This window comes from Planktothrix sp. PCC 11201, assembly GCF_900009135.1.
Classification (GTDB): domain Bacteria; phylum Cyanobacteriota; class Cyanobacteriia; order Cyanobacteriales; family Microcoleaceae; genus Planktothrix.
On record NZ_LT797710.1, the window covers coordinates 206,991 to 220,862 of the forward strand.

The 13,872-nt window shown below is 40.1% G+C and carries 9 protein-coding genes; 3 read left to right on the plus strand and 6 right to left on the minus strand.

Annotation, left to right across the window (positions count from 1 at the left end):
* Nucleotides 1-2: 2 nt before the first annotated feature.
* The gene (locus PL11201_RS20180; protein ID WP_079680671.1) at nt 3-2,042 is read right to left on the minus strand and encodes an adenylate/guanylate cyclase domain-containing protein; all 2,040 of its coding nucleotides are present in this window, start codon (nt 2,040-2,042) and stop codon (nt 3-5) included.
* A gap of 400 nt (nt 2,043-2,442) precedes the next feature.
* Here PL11201_RS20180 and PL11201_RS20185 point away from each other — a divergent pair, with 400 nt between their 5' ends.
* Both PL11201_RS20185 and PL11201_RS20190 read left to right on the plus strand, forming a co-directional pair.
* The gene (locus PL11201_RS20185) at nt 2,443-3,666 is read left to right on the plus strand and encodes a peptidoglycan-binding protein (RefSeq protein ID WP_079680672.1); all 1,224 of its coding nucleotides are present in this window, start codon (nt 2,443-2,445) and stop codon (nt 3,664-3,666) included.
* Between the two features lie 14 nt (nt 3,667-3,680).
* Nucleotides 3,681-5,000, plus strand: a complete 1,320-nt coding sequence (locus PL11201_RS20190; RefSeq protein ID WP_079680673.1) for a dicarboxylate/amino acid:cation symporter — start codon at nt 3,681-3,683, stop codon at nt 4,998-5,000.
* Here PL11201_RS20190 and PL11201_RS20195 read toward each other — a convergent pair.
* Both PL11201_RS20195 and pckA read right to left on the minus strand, forming a co-directional pair.
* Entirely contained in the window at nt 4,997-5,755 is a 759-nt protein-coding gene (locus PL11201_RS20195; RefSeq protein WP_079680674.1) for an aspartate/glutamate racemase family protein, read from the minus strand. The two genes, PL11201_RS20190 and PL11201_RS20195, sit on opposite strands and share 4 nt — an antisense overlap.
* Nucleotides 5,756-5,911: 156 nt before the next feature.
* Nucleotides 5,912-7,639 carry a phosphoenolpyruvate carboxykinase (ATP) gene (gene pckA / locus PL11201_RS20200; protein WP_079680675.1) on the minus strand — a complete coding sequence of 576 codons (1,728 nt, stop codon included), beginning with the start codon at nt 7,637-7,639 and terminating at the stop codon, nt 5,912-5,914.
* Nucleotides 7,640-8,232: 593 nt separating this feature from the next.
* Between pckA and PL11201_RS20210 the strand changes: the two genes are divergently transcribed.
* Complete coding sequence (locus tag PL11201_RS20210; RefSeq protein WP_079680677.1) at nt 8,233-9,657, plus strand: NADP-dependent isocitrate dehydrogenase; 1,425 nt, start codon at nt 8,233-8,235, stop codon at nt 9,655-9,657.
* 179 nt (nt 9,658-9,836) lie between these two features.
* Here the strand turns inward: PL11201_RS20210 and PL11201_RS20215 are convergent, their stop codons facing one another.
* The 3 genes from PL11201_RS20215 to ntrB form a co-directional block, all read right to left on the minus strand.
* Nucleotides 9,837-10,691 (minus strand): nitrate ABC transporter ATP-binding protein, encoded by an 855-nt coding sequence (locus tag PL11201_RS20215; RefSeq protein WP_079680678.1) that lies wholly within the window; start codon nt 10,689-10,691, stop codon nt 9,837-9,839.
* 71 nt (nt 10,692-10,762) lie between these two features.
* Nucleotides 10,763-12,769 carry an ABC transporter ATP-binding/substrate-binding protein gene (locus tag PL11201_RS20220; protein WP_079680679.1) on the minus strand — a complete coding sequence of 669 codons (2,007 nt, stop codon included), beginning with the start codon at nt 12,767-12,769 and terminating at the stop codon, nt 10,763-10,765.
* Nucleotides 12,770-12,907: 138 nt separating this feature from the next.
* Nucleotides 12,908-13,756 (minus strand): nitrate ABC transporter permease, encoded by an 849-nt coding sequence (gene ntrB, locus PL11201_RS20225; protein ID WP_079680680.1) that lies wholly within the window; start codon nt 13,754-13,756, stop codon nt 12,908-12,910.
* Between the last annotated feature and the right edge of the window lie 116 nt (nt 13,757-13,872).

Consider the following 13,872-nt stretch of genomic DNA (forward strand, 5'->3'; position numbering starts at 1 on the left):
ATCTAGGTCACAACCAGAATTTCTTCTTTTTTCCAATCTAAAACCGCATAAACTTCTACGGACTTTTGGCGACCTTTAACTTTAATTTCACCTAAACTTTTGAGAACAATATGATGATGTTCGGCAATGGCGGTGGCCGTTGATTCATTAATTAAAATGGTATATTCAGGATATTCTTTAGTTAAGGTTTCCAAACGCGCCGCCACATTTACTGCATCCCCAATCACCGTATATAATAACCGTTCTAAGGAACCAATTTGTCCCGCCACAACTTCTCCACTACTAATACCAATTCCCGCTTGAATAGTAACTTCACCCCGTTGAATTCGCCGTTGATTTAGTTCTTCTAAACGTTCACGCATGGTTAATGCGGCTGCCACTGAACGCCATTCTGTTTCTGCTGGGGATAAAGGAGCTCCGAAAATTACCACAATTGCATCCCCAATAAAGTTATTGACATATCCCCCCCAAGGACGAATTGCATCGGTCATTTCGGTTAGATATTCATTTAAAAATGCCACCACTTCTTGGGGTTGCATCTGTTCTGATAGGGTAGAAAAATTGCGAATATCGGTAAATAAAACTGAGACCCAACAGAGTTCCCCTCCTAATTTTAATTGACCTTGTAATAATTTTTCTCGGACTTCCGGGGAAACCACACGGCCGAAAATATCCCGTTCTCGCTGTCTTTCTCGAAGTCCCACAATCATATTATTAATCGAATTGGTTAAAATGCTTAACTCCTGACAGGTTTCAATTTCTAGTTTTTTGACTTCTAAATCTCCATTTTCAACGCGATGAGTCACTTCTTTAATCTGATTAATCGGTTTGACCAATAATTGATCACTAACGGTGATTACTAAACCCGTTGTTCCTAAAATTAATATTGTCACAAACCCCAATAAAATTTGATTATTTTTTTTGATTTTTCCCATGTATTGATCTTCGGGAATTACTGTTCCGATGAACCAATCTAATTGATTCATTGGAGTGACAGCAGGAGTCAGAGAGACATAATAATATTTGCCATTCTGGGGATTTTTAGATATCCATTGTTGAGGAATATTAACCAGTTTTAGATCTACTGCTTGTTCTTCTAGTGTTTTTACAGCCAGCTGAAAATAGGGATTTTTAGAATATTTTAAGAGTTGAAGCTGAGGTTGATCTTGGCCTTTAATTTGAATTGGAGAATGTTCATTGGGATCGGTAGAAGCAATCATTTCTCCTTGAGAATTAATCACAAAAACCTCAATATGCGATCGCCCTTTTTGTTGTTCTTGTAAACGCCGGGAAATCTGTTTGAATTCAAACCCCACACCAATCACGCCTAAGAGTGCAGGTGGGTTTTCGACCTGCCAGTAGATGTTATTTGTTTGTTCTTTATAAAGCGCGATATTAGAGTCAATTCCAGGGGTATTGGTAGAGCGATAAACATAGACTGTCCAAGCAGCTTGACCAGGAGTTTTCAGTGCATCTCGATACCAAGGACGACCCGGGGTATACCAATTCGGTTCTTCAATTTGGGTGGTTTTAATTAATTGTAGTTTTTGGCCTACTAATTCATAGTTATCCGTTGTTTTAATCGCTAATTTTCTTTCTTCATCCCATTGACGAAAATGCAGTTTAAACGTATTTTGTTTTTCAAAAGCTGTTGTTACCCGTTGAGCACCGACATAATCCCCATTCGGATAGGCAAATTGCACAAAGGAAAAGCTGGGATTAGATTGCAGAATACTTAAAAAAAAGCGATCGCGTTCTTCGGGATTATTAATATCTACTAAATCCCGATTAATGGCACTTCTAATAAAATCCTGGGCATAGTAAACATTCTGGAATAAATCAGTAAATTCTTTTGAGGTTGATAGAGCAATTTCTTCGTTGATTTGAGTAACAATTTTAGCAATATTTTTTTTAGAGGTAAAAAACCAAGGTAAATAAACAATTGCCGTTGTAAAGCTGATGGTTAAAACAATAAAACCAGTTAACATTGTTTTTAAACTTATACTGGTTGTTGTTTTTTGTTGTTTTGTGATTTTTTTCATGGTTATCTGATGATAAAATTCAGTAAATTAAATCAATATTTTTTGTTTTTATGACTAAAATCCGGTAATTTATCAAGCAGTGGTGTTCCAGTGGGAAAGTTTAAAAGTAGATGCTTTAGTTGATAGGACTCTATAAAATAGAGTAGCTAATTCATTAGTCTATTACCCTGAAATGATTTTGACCGATTAATACTGGATTAGATCAAGTTAACTTCCTAATTCCATTTTAGCAAAATCGACTGACATATATTATATCTGAATTTTTGGATAATATTCCGCAAAGTGTCATAACTCATGCCCAATTCCCACATAAAGATGTGAATTTTTCCTGATAAAGTTATGAATTTTTAGAAGAATAGCACAACCAGAGTATAATAGGATTTGGAGTTTGGAAAATAATATGTCAATTCCCCCCAGTCGGAAACAGACATTCCTAAAATTGATCGGGATTATTTGTTGTATAGCAGCCATTGTAGCTGTCTTGGTGACAACGGGAGATTCTGCAATTTCAACCAGCAATATTTTACCTAAGGAAACAATAGGAAAAACTGCCGAAACCCAGGCAATATCTGTCAGTGTTCAATCTAATCCAGATCAACCATTACTCACTCTTAATAGCCAGGGAAATCAAGTCATTGACTTACAAACTCAATTAAAAAAACGAGGATATTACCCAGGTGCATTAGATGGAGTTTATGGAGAAGGGACACAAGAGGCTGTTTATAATTTTCAAGTCAGTATGGGCTTAGAGGCAACGGGAACAGTTGATTCTCAAACTTGGCAATACCTCCAACCCAATGATAGCATGAGGGCTGAACTAACCTCTAATATCGGGTTAACCACTTCCTCTGTTGGTTTGTCCCCCGATCTGCAAACCATTGTAGATCGAAATCAGCTAATTGTTGCGATTATAGGAATTGATATTCTTCCATTTTTTGTCAAAAATAAACAGGGTGATTTAACCGGATCAGATATTAAAATAGCGCAAGATTTAGCTACGGCTTTAGGTGTTTCTCTCAAAATTGATCGCACGGCTAAAACCTTTAATGATGTCGTGGATATTGTTGATTCTCGAAAAGCCGATTTAGGAATTTCCAAACTAAGTCAGACCTTGACCAGAGCCAAAATGGTCTCTTTTTCCCGTCCTTATTTAACCTTAAGGCATGGTCTATTAATCAATCGTTTACAATTAGCAAAAGCGTCAAAAGGGAAAGATACGGTTGATTTTTTAAAGAATTTTGAAGGAAAAATTGGGGTGATTAAAGGATCATCCTATGTGGGATTTACCAAAGAGAAATTTCCCCAAGCTCAAATTGTTGAATTTACGACTTGGGAGGAGGTAATTGAAGCCGCAATCAACGGTGATGTTTTAGCAGCCTATCGGGATGAGTTAGAAGTGAAAAAAATTCTTCTGAATCAACCTAATATAGCATTAAATTTTAAAACGGTTGCCCTCTCAGATAGTTACGATCCGATTGCAATTGCCCTTCCTTGGTCAAGTGGGCATCTTTTACAATTTGTTAATCTCTACCTAGACTTGAACAAAATCAACTATACCGTTGATAGTCTGATTCAAGAATATTCCGATATATTTGGAAAACCCGGACAACCTAAACAACAATAAATATCATCCTGAAAATGCTTAAAAAATATTTCAATTTTGATCAATTATTCAAAATATTGCGTCATCCCTTGGCGATTGTTCCAGGAATTATATTAGGGCTATATTTTGGCATATTCCAAAAAGAAATATCGGCATTTTTAACGCCCTTTGGCAATTTGTATTTAGCCTTATTAAAAATGTGTGTTTTACCGATATTATTCTCGGCGACAACCATGAGTGTTGGGCGGTTAATTAGTAGTCAAGACACTGAGAAATATATCAAACGCATTCTGTTGGTTTTTTCTGTTGGACTATTAGCCTGTAGCGTCATCGGTATGACCCTAGCTGTCGTTACTAATCCAGGGGGAAATTTAGATGAATCAACTTTAACGGCTTTAGGGGTAATTGTTAATTCATCAGAACTAGATTTAGAAGTCTCTCTTAGCAGTGATACCCCTAAACCAGAAGAAACTTCTATGTTAATCTCTTTTTTATTCAACTTGATTCCTGACAATATTTTTTCAGCTTTGAGCGAGGGTAATACTTTAAAAATTTTGTTTTTTTCAATTATTTTTGGCATCGCTTTAGGGTCGGTAAAAGAATCATCATCTTCCAGCTTGTTTTTGCTGCTTGATACTATTTATAAAAGTTCAAAACAATTAATTGATTGGCTGATTCTGCTCTTACCTTTTGGCTTATTCTGTCTATTAGCCAGCCAAATTGCTAAAACTGGGTTTGGAATTGTTCTGGCTATGGGTGATTTTGTAGGAGTGGTGATTCTTGCCTATGCCTTAATCTATTGTCTCAGTACCTTAGTGGTTTCTAAACAAGCTAAGACTTCCTTCAAAAATGTCTGTATAGCTTTAAAAGAACCCACCATATTAGCCCTAGCAACCCGAAGTAGTTTTTCCTGTTTACCCTCCTCTATTTCCTCCTTAACTGAAATCTTAAAATTTAATTTGCAAACGGTTGATTTAGTCACTCCCTTAGCGATTACGATTTGTCGATTTGGTTCGGTTACTTATTTTGCGATATCTTCGGTTTTTATTGCCCAGTTATATAATACATCCTTAAATTTATCTAGTTTTTTAATTATTATTATTGCCTCCATTTTTGCGGGCATGGCAACGTCAGGGACAACGGGGGTTTTAACCCTAACTCTATTAGATTTAGTCCTAAAACCCTTGGGATTACCCTTAGAAGCGGTGTTAGTCCTGTTAATTGCCATTGACCCGATTATTGACCCTTTCCGAACATTGTGTATTGTTCATACGGCGATCGCTGCAACTTCAGTTGTTGCTGATACTAGAATTTTAGTTGAATATCCAGTAATAGATCAAAAAGAAATGGTCTAAGTTGCACAATATCCCCAAGCTAAATCCAAAGTAATTTCAGCCATAATTTTCATCGGATCAACCCAAATCAAAGGCAGATCTGTTAAATAATTAAAACCTACAGAAAGTTCTGTGCATCCAGCAATCACTAATTCTGCACCCTGATCGGCTAACCAATGGGTCGCATTAACTAAGATGTCCAAAGCTGGGACAGAAACTTGAATTCCTGTAGCCTTAATTCCCCAAATTGGATGATAAATGGCATTCATAATCTGGTTTTGGATTTCAGAATTTAAGGGAGTTTGAATCGAATTCAGTCCCAATGCAGTTAAACTGTGGTGATAAAGTTGGGTTTTGAGTGTTCCTGTTGTTGCTAAAACCCCAATATTTTGATATTGCGGATAATGGGTTTGAATGAATAGGCTTGTGGACTTCATCCAATGAATCCAAGGGATCTCTAATTGAGGTTGAACTTGATCATAAAACGCATGGGAAGTATTACAAGGAATCACTAAAAAATTAGCCCCGGCGGTTTGTAAAATTTTGCCATATTTAACTAACCAGGGGGTGCAACTTTCCGCCTCTCCAATAATACTTTTCGTCCGATTGGGAATATCCGTAGCATTAATTAAAAACCAAACGGGATGCTCCTGATCACAACAGGCTCCTCGCGCTTGATTTAAAGCAATTAATTGACGCTCTAATTCAATATGAGCTAAGGGCCCTAACCCCCCAATAATTCCCGGAATTGCTTGTTGTTTGATTAGCTGGTTCATGGATTAAATAGTTACATTTTATGATCAAACCGAACCTAAATAAGATTAAACCGGAAAAACACAAAATTTGTAACTTTTTAAAAATCTAAAAACCCTCCGCTCCAACAGCAAAGGGATTAATAGAATTGAGGGCTTCAGCCCTCACTACGGGTGAACTTAATTGATATGGGGTTGAGCCTCCAGAACACTTTCAGGAACTCCCTCAAATTTCTGGAAGTTTTCCACAAATAACTGGGCTAATTGTTTCGCCTGTTTTTCATACTCTTGGGGATCTTTCCAAGTTTTCACCGGATCTAAAATTTCATCGGGAACCCCGGGAATAGTTTCGGGTATTAAGACTTTAAAAATCGGATGGGGATTAAATTTTACCTGATCTAAATCTCCATTCACCGCCGCCGATACCATGGCGCGAGTATGGGCAATGGCCACTCGTTCACCCACGCCATAGGGCCCCCCCGACCACCCGGTATTTACCAAATAGACCTTAGTTTCTGGGTGTTCTTCCAAACGTTTCCCCAATAATTTGGCATACACTGACGCAGCTAGGGGCAGGAAACATTTACCAAACCCGGCGGAAAAGGTGGCTTCTGGGTCTTTAATCCCCCGTTCGGTTCCGGCGACCTTACTGGTATAACCGGACATAAAATGATACATCGCCTGTAATGAAGTCAGTTTGGCGATCGGAGGTAACACACCAAAGGCATCTGCGGTCAGGAAAATAATAGTTTTAGGATGGCGACCGACGCCCGGAATCACCGCATTCGGGATATATTCGATGGGATAGGCAACCCTGGTATTTTCCGTCAAGCTACTATCATCATAATCAGGAACACGGGTGTCATGATCTAACACCACATTTTCCATCAACGCCCCAAACCGAATCGCATCCCAGATTTGGGGTTCCTGTTCCCGACGCAGTTTAATCGTTTTGGCGTAACAGCCGCCCTCAAAGTTAAATACCCCATGATCTGACCAGCCATGTTCATCGTCCCCAATTAAATAGCGTTGGGGGTCAGCCGAGAGGGTGGTTTTTCCAGTTCCTGAGAGACCAAAAAAGAGGGCGGTGTTTCCATCTGCATCCATATTGGCGGCACAGTGCATGGGTAGCACATCGGCTTTGGTCATGAAGTAATTCATCAGGGAAAATACGGATTTTTTGATTTCTCCAGCATATTTAGACCCCCCAATAATTACCATTTTTTTTGATAAATTCAGAACAATAAAAGCCTCACTATTAATCCCATCATCTTCGGGATCGGCGTGTAACCCGGGAACCGCAATCACGGTAAAATCGGCGTGGTGGGTTTGAAGTTGTTCAGGAGTGGGGCGAATAAACAGTTGTTGTGCAAATAAACTTTGGGACGCTCTTTCGGTAATCACTCGCACCCCATATTGATATTGAGGATCAGCACCCACATAGCCATCAAAAATATATAAATCCCGTCCCTGAACATAAGACCGCACTCGACGATACAGCCGATCAAAATTAAATTCTGGGATGGGAACATTGGTTTTGCTCCAGTGAATTTCATCCCGACTTTCGGCTTCATCCACCATATATTTATCGTGGGGTGAACGTCCGGTATATTTTCCGGTTTTCACACACAGCGCCCCGTTAGCACTCAAAATCCCTTCGATGCGAGCAATCGAATGTTCTACTAAAATGGGAATGGCTAAATTCCGATAAACATGACCCAGATTTCTCAGTCCTAATTCTCCTAACCCATAATCGGATAATTCTAATAAAAGGGGTTGTTCTGTCTGTTTTTTGGGGGTATAATTTGTGGGAAAATCCCCTTGCTGATCTGCCAATCGACTATTAATTAATGTGGGAGAAAACACATCTTGATAGGGGTTTTGATTAATGGATCTAGTGGTTTCCATAGTTGCAATCTCCAGTCAATAAATATTAAATCTGAAGTTTTCTGAAATTAGGATTAATTAAAAAGGGTAAAAAATTAATAACCTATTGAAGTGACAAACTCAGTTTGAAGGAGGTCACTTTTCTCCAACTGATTCGTTTGATGTCCGGGTTGGGATTGCCAGTCTAACCCTGGCAACCCAGCATGACAGATAACTGGAATATAAATATTCAGAAAAGAAACAACGAGTTTGATATTTAATCTCTAGTTTAACCCTTTGTCGGTCTCTAATCCAGGTTGGGTCGAAAGTTAATCAATTTCCATTAGCTTTCGCTACTAATCATCATACACAGGTTTGAATTTTTGAATATTAACTTTTTTTAAAATATTCTTGTATTTTTCTTTCAATTGTTTAAGAAATGATGCCAAGGTGCAGCTTTTGCATCAAAATTCTATCCTTAGCTAAAAATGTCATAATTCCTTGATATAAACCGTAAAAAAACAACATACTTGTGCCAATTCTAACAGAAAAACTAAAATTTTTCAGTGAATAATGGGGATCGGTGTAAACAATCATGACAAAATAGGGAAAATTATTTTCCACCTCTTAGGAATATGTACGACAAAATCACTCCACCGACCACAGGCGAAAAAGTTACCTTCAAAAATGGCGAACCCATTGTCCCGAATAATCCGATTATTCCGTTTATCCGGGGAGATGGGACAGGAATTGACCTCTGGCCCGCCACGGAGAAAGTTTTAGACGCGGCTATTGCAGCCTCCTACGGAGATCAACGTAAAATTAGTTGGTTCAAAGTCTACGCTGGCGATGAAGCCTGCGAACTCTACGGCACTTATCAATATTTACCCGAAGATACTACCACCGCCATCAGGGAATATGGGATTGCCATTAAAGGGCCATTAACCACTCCCATCGGAGGCGGGATTCGGTCTTTGAATGTGGCATTACGACAAATTCATGATCTGTATGCCTGTGTGCGTCCCTGTAAATATTATACTGGAACTCCTTCCCCCCACAAAACCCCGGAAAAATTAGATGTGATTATCTATCGGGAAAATACCGAAGATATTTACTTAGGAATTGAATGGCGGCAGGGAACGGAAATTGCCGAAAAATTAATTAATTTTCTGAATACGGAGTTAATTCCGGCGACTCCTGAACATGGGAAAAAACAAATTCGCCTTGATTCTGGCATTGGAATTAAACCCATTAGTAAAACCGGATCTCAACGGTTAGTTCGTCGAGCTATTTTTCAAGCGTTGCGTCTACCTAAAAACAAACAAATGGTGACGTTAGTGCATAAAGGTAATATTATGAAATATACCGAGGGAGCCTTTCGGGATTGGGGTTACGAACTGGCAACCACGGAATTTCGCAACGAATGTGTGACTGAACGGGAATCTTGGATTTTGGGGAATCAGGAAACAAATCCCGATCTTTCTATTGAAGATAATGCCCGAATGATTGACCCAGGTTACGACTCCCTAACGCCTGAGAAAAAAGCCGAAATTTGTCAGGAAGTGGAAGATGTTCTCAAGGCTATTGGGGAAACCCATGGCAATGGGAAATGGAAAGAAAAAATTATGGTCAATGACCGGATTGCCGATAGTATTTTCCAACAGATTCAAACCCGTCCTGATGAGTATTCTATCCTGGCTACCATGAATTTAAATGGGGATTATTTATCCGATGCGGCCGCTGCGATGGTCGGAGGTTTAGGCATGGGCCCAGGGGCAAATATTGGGGATGACTGTGCGATTTTTGAAGCCACCCATGGGACTGCACCCAAACACGCCGGACTGGATCGAGTTAACCCGGGGTCTCTGATTTTATCGGGGGTGATGATGTTAGAATATATGGGTTGGCAAGAAGCCGCTGATTTGATTAAAAAAGGGTTAAGTGGAGCGATCGCTAATCAAGAAGTCACCTATGATTTAGCTCGGTTGATGGAACCCCCTGTTACACCCTTGAAATGTTCAGAATTTGCCGATGCAATTATTAAGCATTTCAATGATTAATTGATTCTAAAATCGTAGTGAGTCCTTTAGGACTCTGATTAAGCCCGGAAGGACTTACTACAAAAGTAGTAAGTCCTATTAGAATTGCTTTTGTATATAAGACGATACGGAGACTGAAACCCCAGTTTTTGGAAGAAACCGGGGTTTTGGGTTGTAGTCAACTGTTAACAATTATTTATTTATTCGTCATCATGGGCAAAACGACGATAGAGGAAATCAAGGGCATAATTTCTCAGGTTATAATATTCGGGATCTTCCATAATTTGAGTGCGATCGCGGGGACGTTCAAAGGGAATTTCTAGGATTTCTCCAATGGTTGCCGAGGGGCCATTAGTCATCATCACTAAGCGATCTGCCAGGAATAATGCTTCATCAATATCATGGGTAATCATTAATACTGTACAGCGATGATCATTCCAAATTTTTAACAATTCTTCCTGCAATTCTTCCTTTGTAATTGCATCCAAAGCTCCAAAAGGTTCATCTAAAATTAACACTTCTGGACGAATAGCTAAAGCCCGGGCGATCGCCGCCCGTTGTTTCATCCCTCCCGAAATTTGAGGAGGTTTTTTCTCAGCGGCTTCTGATAATCCCACCATGGCTAAATGGTCTCGAACAATAGCATTTTTTTCAGCCTTTGACTTATTGGGATGAACCGCATTAACCGCTAAATAGACATTTTCAAACACCGTGCGCCAAGGCAATAACGCATAGTTTTGAAAGACCACCATCCGGTCGGGGCCAGGTTTCAAAATCGGTTTTGAACGCAATGTCACCTGACCATCGGAAGGAATATTAAACCCAGACACCATATTTAATAAAGTCGATTTTCCACAACCGGAATGTCCGATGACGCAAATAAACTCACCTTCATTAATCGTGAGGTTAACATCTTTTAAAACCGTGTAGGGCTCTTTAGCAGTGGGATAAACCTTAGAAACCTGATCAAATACTAAATAAGGTTCAGTTTTATCGGTGGATTTTTTAGTAAATTTTTTCCCAAAGGTAGAGGCAGAAATTTTAGTAGTAGTCATGGTTGATATTTCCTGAATTTTAAATTAGATTTGTAGAGACGTGCCGGGAGCGCGTCTCTAATTTTGTTGAATTAAGCCACTTTAATCCGGGGAGAATCTAATACAATTTCTGTTACGGTAAAATCCCGTTTAATCTTCAAACTATTCAGATAACCAATGGGATCTTCGGTATCAAATTTTGTACCATCAAATAATTGAATTGCGCCCCGACTATAACTAATTTCAGAAAGTCCTAATTCCCGGGCTGCCGTACTAAAAGCACCCACCGAACATAACCGTTCTAAAATTTCCACCCAGTTGCGGGGGAAAGGCGTATGTCCCCAACGGGCCATTTGAACCATGTGCCAAAGCTGTTCGGTGCGACTGGGACGGTTTACTCCATCGCCAAAAAATTGATGATGGGCATATTGACCCATGGGTTGATCCAAGTTGCACGCTGCATCATTGGGATCGACTAATTGAATATATTCGGGGCGGGTTCCCAGATAGTGACGTTGGGCCAACAGTTGCCGAATTTCATCGGAATTTTCCGGGTTAGCACAATAGGCGGAAGCCTCTAACAACGCCTTAACTAAGGCAATATGGGTATTGGGATAGGCCTGCGCCCAGTCTTCGCGCACTCCCAAAACTTTCCCCGGATGTCCCGGCCAAATTTCCAAGTCCGTCGCCACGGTAAACCCGACGTCCTCCATCATCGCCCGCAGGTTCCAAGGTTCCCCCACACAGAACCCATCAATAGTACCACCTTGTAAGTCCACCACCATTTGGGCTGGAGGAATGGTCAACAGTTCCACATCATGGTCTGGGTCAATACCCCCGGAGGCTAACCAATAGCGCAGTAACAGGTTGTGCATGGAACTTGGATGCACCACCCCCATGCGATGTTGTTGTCCCGGGGATTTTAACAACATCTGTTTAAAGTCAGCCAGGGTGTAAATCCCTTGGTCATAAAAGCGACGGGCAAGGGTAATGGCGTTACCGTTGCGAGTCATAGTCAGGGCTGTAATCACCGTTATGGGTTGGGTGTCATCCCCTCCCAAGGTCATCCACAGAGGCATCCCCGAGGGCATCTGGGCCGCGTCTAAATAGCCTCCAGCGATGCCATCACTAATGCCGCGCCAACTGGTTTCTCGGACGAGATTGATTTCATCGAGGCCGTGTTTTTCAAAAAATCCCAATTCCTTCGCCACGGCGAGGGGGGCGCAGGCGGTCAGGGGAACAAAACCGAGTTCTAAATTAATTTTTTCTAGGCCATGACGGGCAACAACTTTATTCTTTTTCGCCCGCATTTTTTTGATGAGTTTTTGTTGATTGAGGAAATAAATCATTTCACTCCGCAAGCGGTAATAACTGGGATGTTCTACCACTTGCATCCGTTGGCGGGGGCGGGGAATATCTACATCTAAAATCTGTCCGATTTTTGATTCGGGGCCGTTGGTTAACATCACAATTCGATCCGAAAGTAACACGGCTTCATCGACATCGTGAGTCACCATTAAGGCACTAATTTCATTGTCTTGGCAAATCTTCATTAATTGTTCTTGAAGATTGCCCCGGGTTAAGGCATCTAAAGCCCCAAAGGGTTCATCTAATAATAATAATTTTGGTCGTAATGCTAGGGCACGGGCAATCGCCACCCGTTGTTTCATTCCCCCTGATAATTGGGCAGGATATTTGTCTGTGGCGGGGCGTAATCCTACCATATCAATATGGCTTTCAATGATAGTTGTCCGTTCCGCTAAGGGTAATCCTTTCATCACGGAATCTACTGCTAAAGCAATATTTTCTCGGACAGTTCGCCAGGGTAATAAAGAATAGTTTTGAAATACTACCATGCGATCTGGCCCTGGTTTGGTAATTTTTTGACCTTCAATGGTGACAATTCCTTCTGAGGGTAAATCTAACCCCGCCACCATGTTTAATAAGGTTGATTTTCCGCAGCCAGAGTGTCCAATTAAGGTAACAAATTCACCTTTTTTAATTTGTAAGTCAATGCCTTTGAGGGCAACATATTGACCTCCCCCGGTTAAGTTAAAGACTTTATCAATTTGTTCCACTTCAATTAAGGGTTTTTCCATGATATTAACTCCTGATTAATGGTTTATTTTTACCCTCAGCAAGCGAGGACGCTCACACTGTAACTTTTGACTGTTGGGAATTAAGGATTAACTGTCTCGTCTATCCGGTTAATCCTGTAAATCCTATCAATTCCGTTATTACTTTCTTTCCCCAGGCACAATTAGTTGTTGAACATAGCCAATACCTCGGTCTAAAATTAAACCCACGGCACCGATATAAACCACGGCTAAAAGAATGTCACTGATATAGTTTTGTTGGTAAGCATCCCAGATAAAGAAACCAATTCCCACAATCCCAGACATCACGATTTCGGCGGCAATAATCGCTAACCAAGCTAAACCTACGGCAATTCTTAATCCGGTGAAAATGTAAGGTAAGGCGGAAGGGAATAGAATATTTAAGTAATATTCTTTGCGAGATAATTGCAAGACTTTGGCAACGTTATTATAATCATCGGGAATCTGTTTAACACCTTCTTTGGTATTAATTAAAATCGGCCAAACGGAGGTAATAAAAATCACGAAAATCGCGGCGGGTTGGTTTTGTTGAAAGGCAACTAAGGCAATGGGAACCCAGGCTAAAGGAGCCACCATTCTTAAAAACTGAAATAGGGGATCTAATGCTTTATCTAAAATCGGATTTGTTCCCACTAAAATACCAACGCCAATGCCAACAATTGCAGCAATTGAATAGCCTTGAGCCACCCGTCCTAAACTGGCTAAAGTTTGCCAGAATAAGCCTTTATCTAATCCTCCCCGATCATAAAAAGGATACATTAATAAAATTCGGGTTTGTTCATTGGTAATCACACTTAACGGCCCTGGTAAACGGGTAATTCCCGATAAGGATAAAAGTTGCCAAACTACTAAAAAACCCAAAGTTCCCATGAAGGGAAGAATAATATTTTGTGAGTTCTTTTTCCAATATTCACCCAAGTTGTCAACAAAGCTATTTCCGTTGCTTCTTCTTTTAGCGGTACTTGTCATTTTTTAAACTCCTTGATTAGTTATTAGTAAATCAAATGGGAAGATGAGCCTTTATTTTTTTCTGAGTCTATAATGAGAATGGGGAAGATTCACTTTTTCACAATTAAGAATTATCT

Bases quoted from the DNA above. Each gene is read 5' to 3' on its own strand.
- PL11201_RS20215 (WP_079680678.1), bottom strand. From the start codon at position 10,691: ATGACTACTACTAAAATTTCTGCCTCTACCTTTGGGAAAAAATTTACT.
- ntrB (WP_079680680.1), bottom strand. From the start codon at position 13,756: ATGACAAGTACCGCTAAAAGAAGAAGCAACGGAAATAGCTTTGTTGAC.
- PL11201_RS20220 (WP_079680679.1), bottom strand. From the start codon at position 12,769: ATGGAAAAACCCTTAATTGAAGTGGAACAAATTGATAAAGTCTTTAAC.
- PL11201_RS20210 (WP_079680677.1), top strand. From the start codon at position 8,233: ATGTACGACAAAATCACTCCACCGACCACAGGCGAAAAAGTTACCTTC.
- PL11201_RS20190 (WP_079680673.1), top strand. From the start codon at position 3,681: ATGCTTAAAAAATATTTCAATTTTGATCAATTATTCAAAATATTGCGT.
- pckA (WP_079680675.1), bottom strand. From the start codon at position 7,639: ATGGAAACCACTAGATCCATTAATCAAAACCCCTATCAAGATGTGTTT.
- PL11201_RS20180 (WP_079680671.1), bottom strand. From the start codon at position 2,042: ATGAAAAAAATCACAAAACAACAAAAAACAACAACCAGTATAAGTTTA.
- PL11201_RS20195 (WP_079680674.1), bottom strand. From the start codon at position 5,755: ATGAACCAGCTAATCAAACAACAAGCAATTCCGGGAATTATTGGGGGG.
- PL11201_RS20185 (WP_079680672.1), top strand. From the start codon at position 2,443: ATGTCAATTCCCCCCAGTCGGAAACAGACATTCCTAAAATTGATCGGG.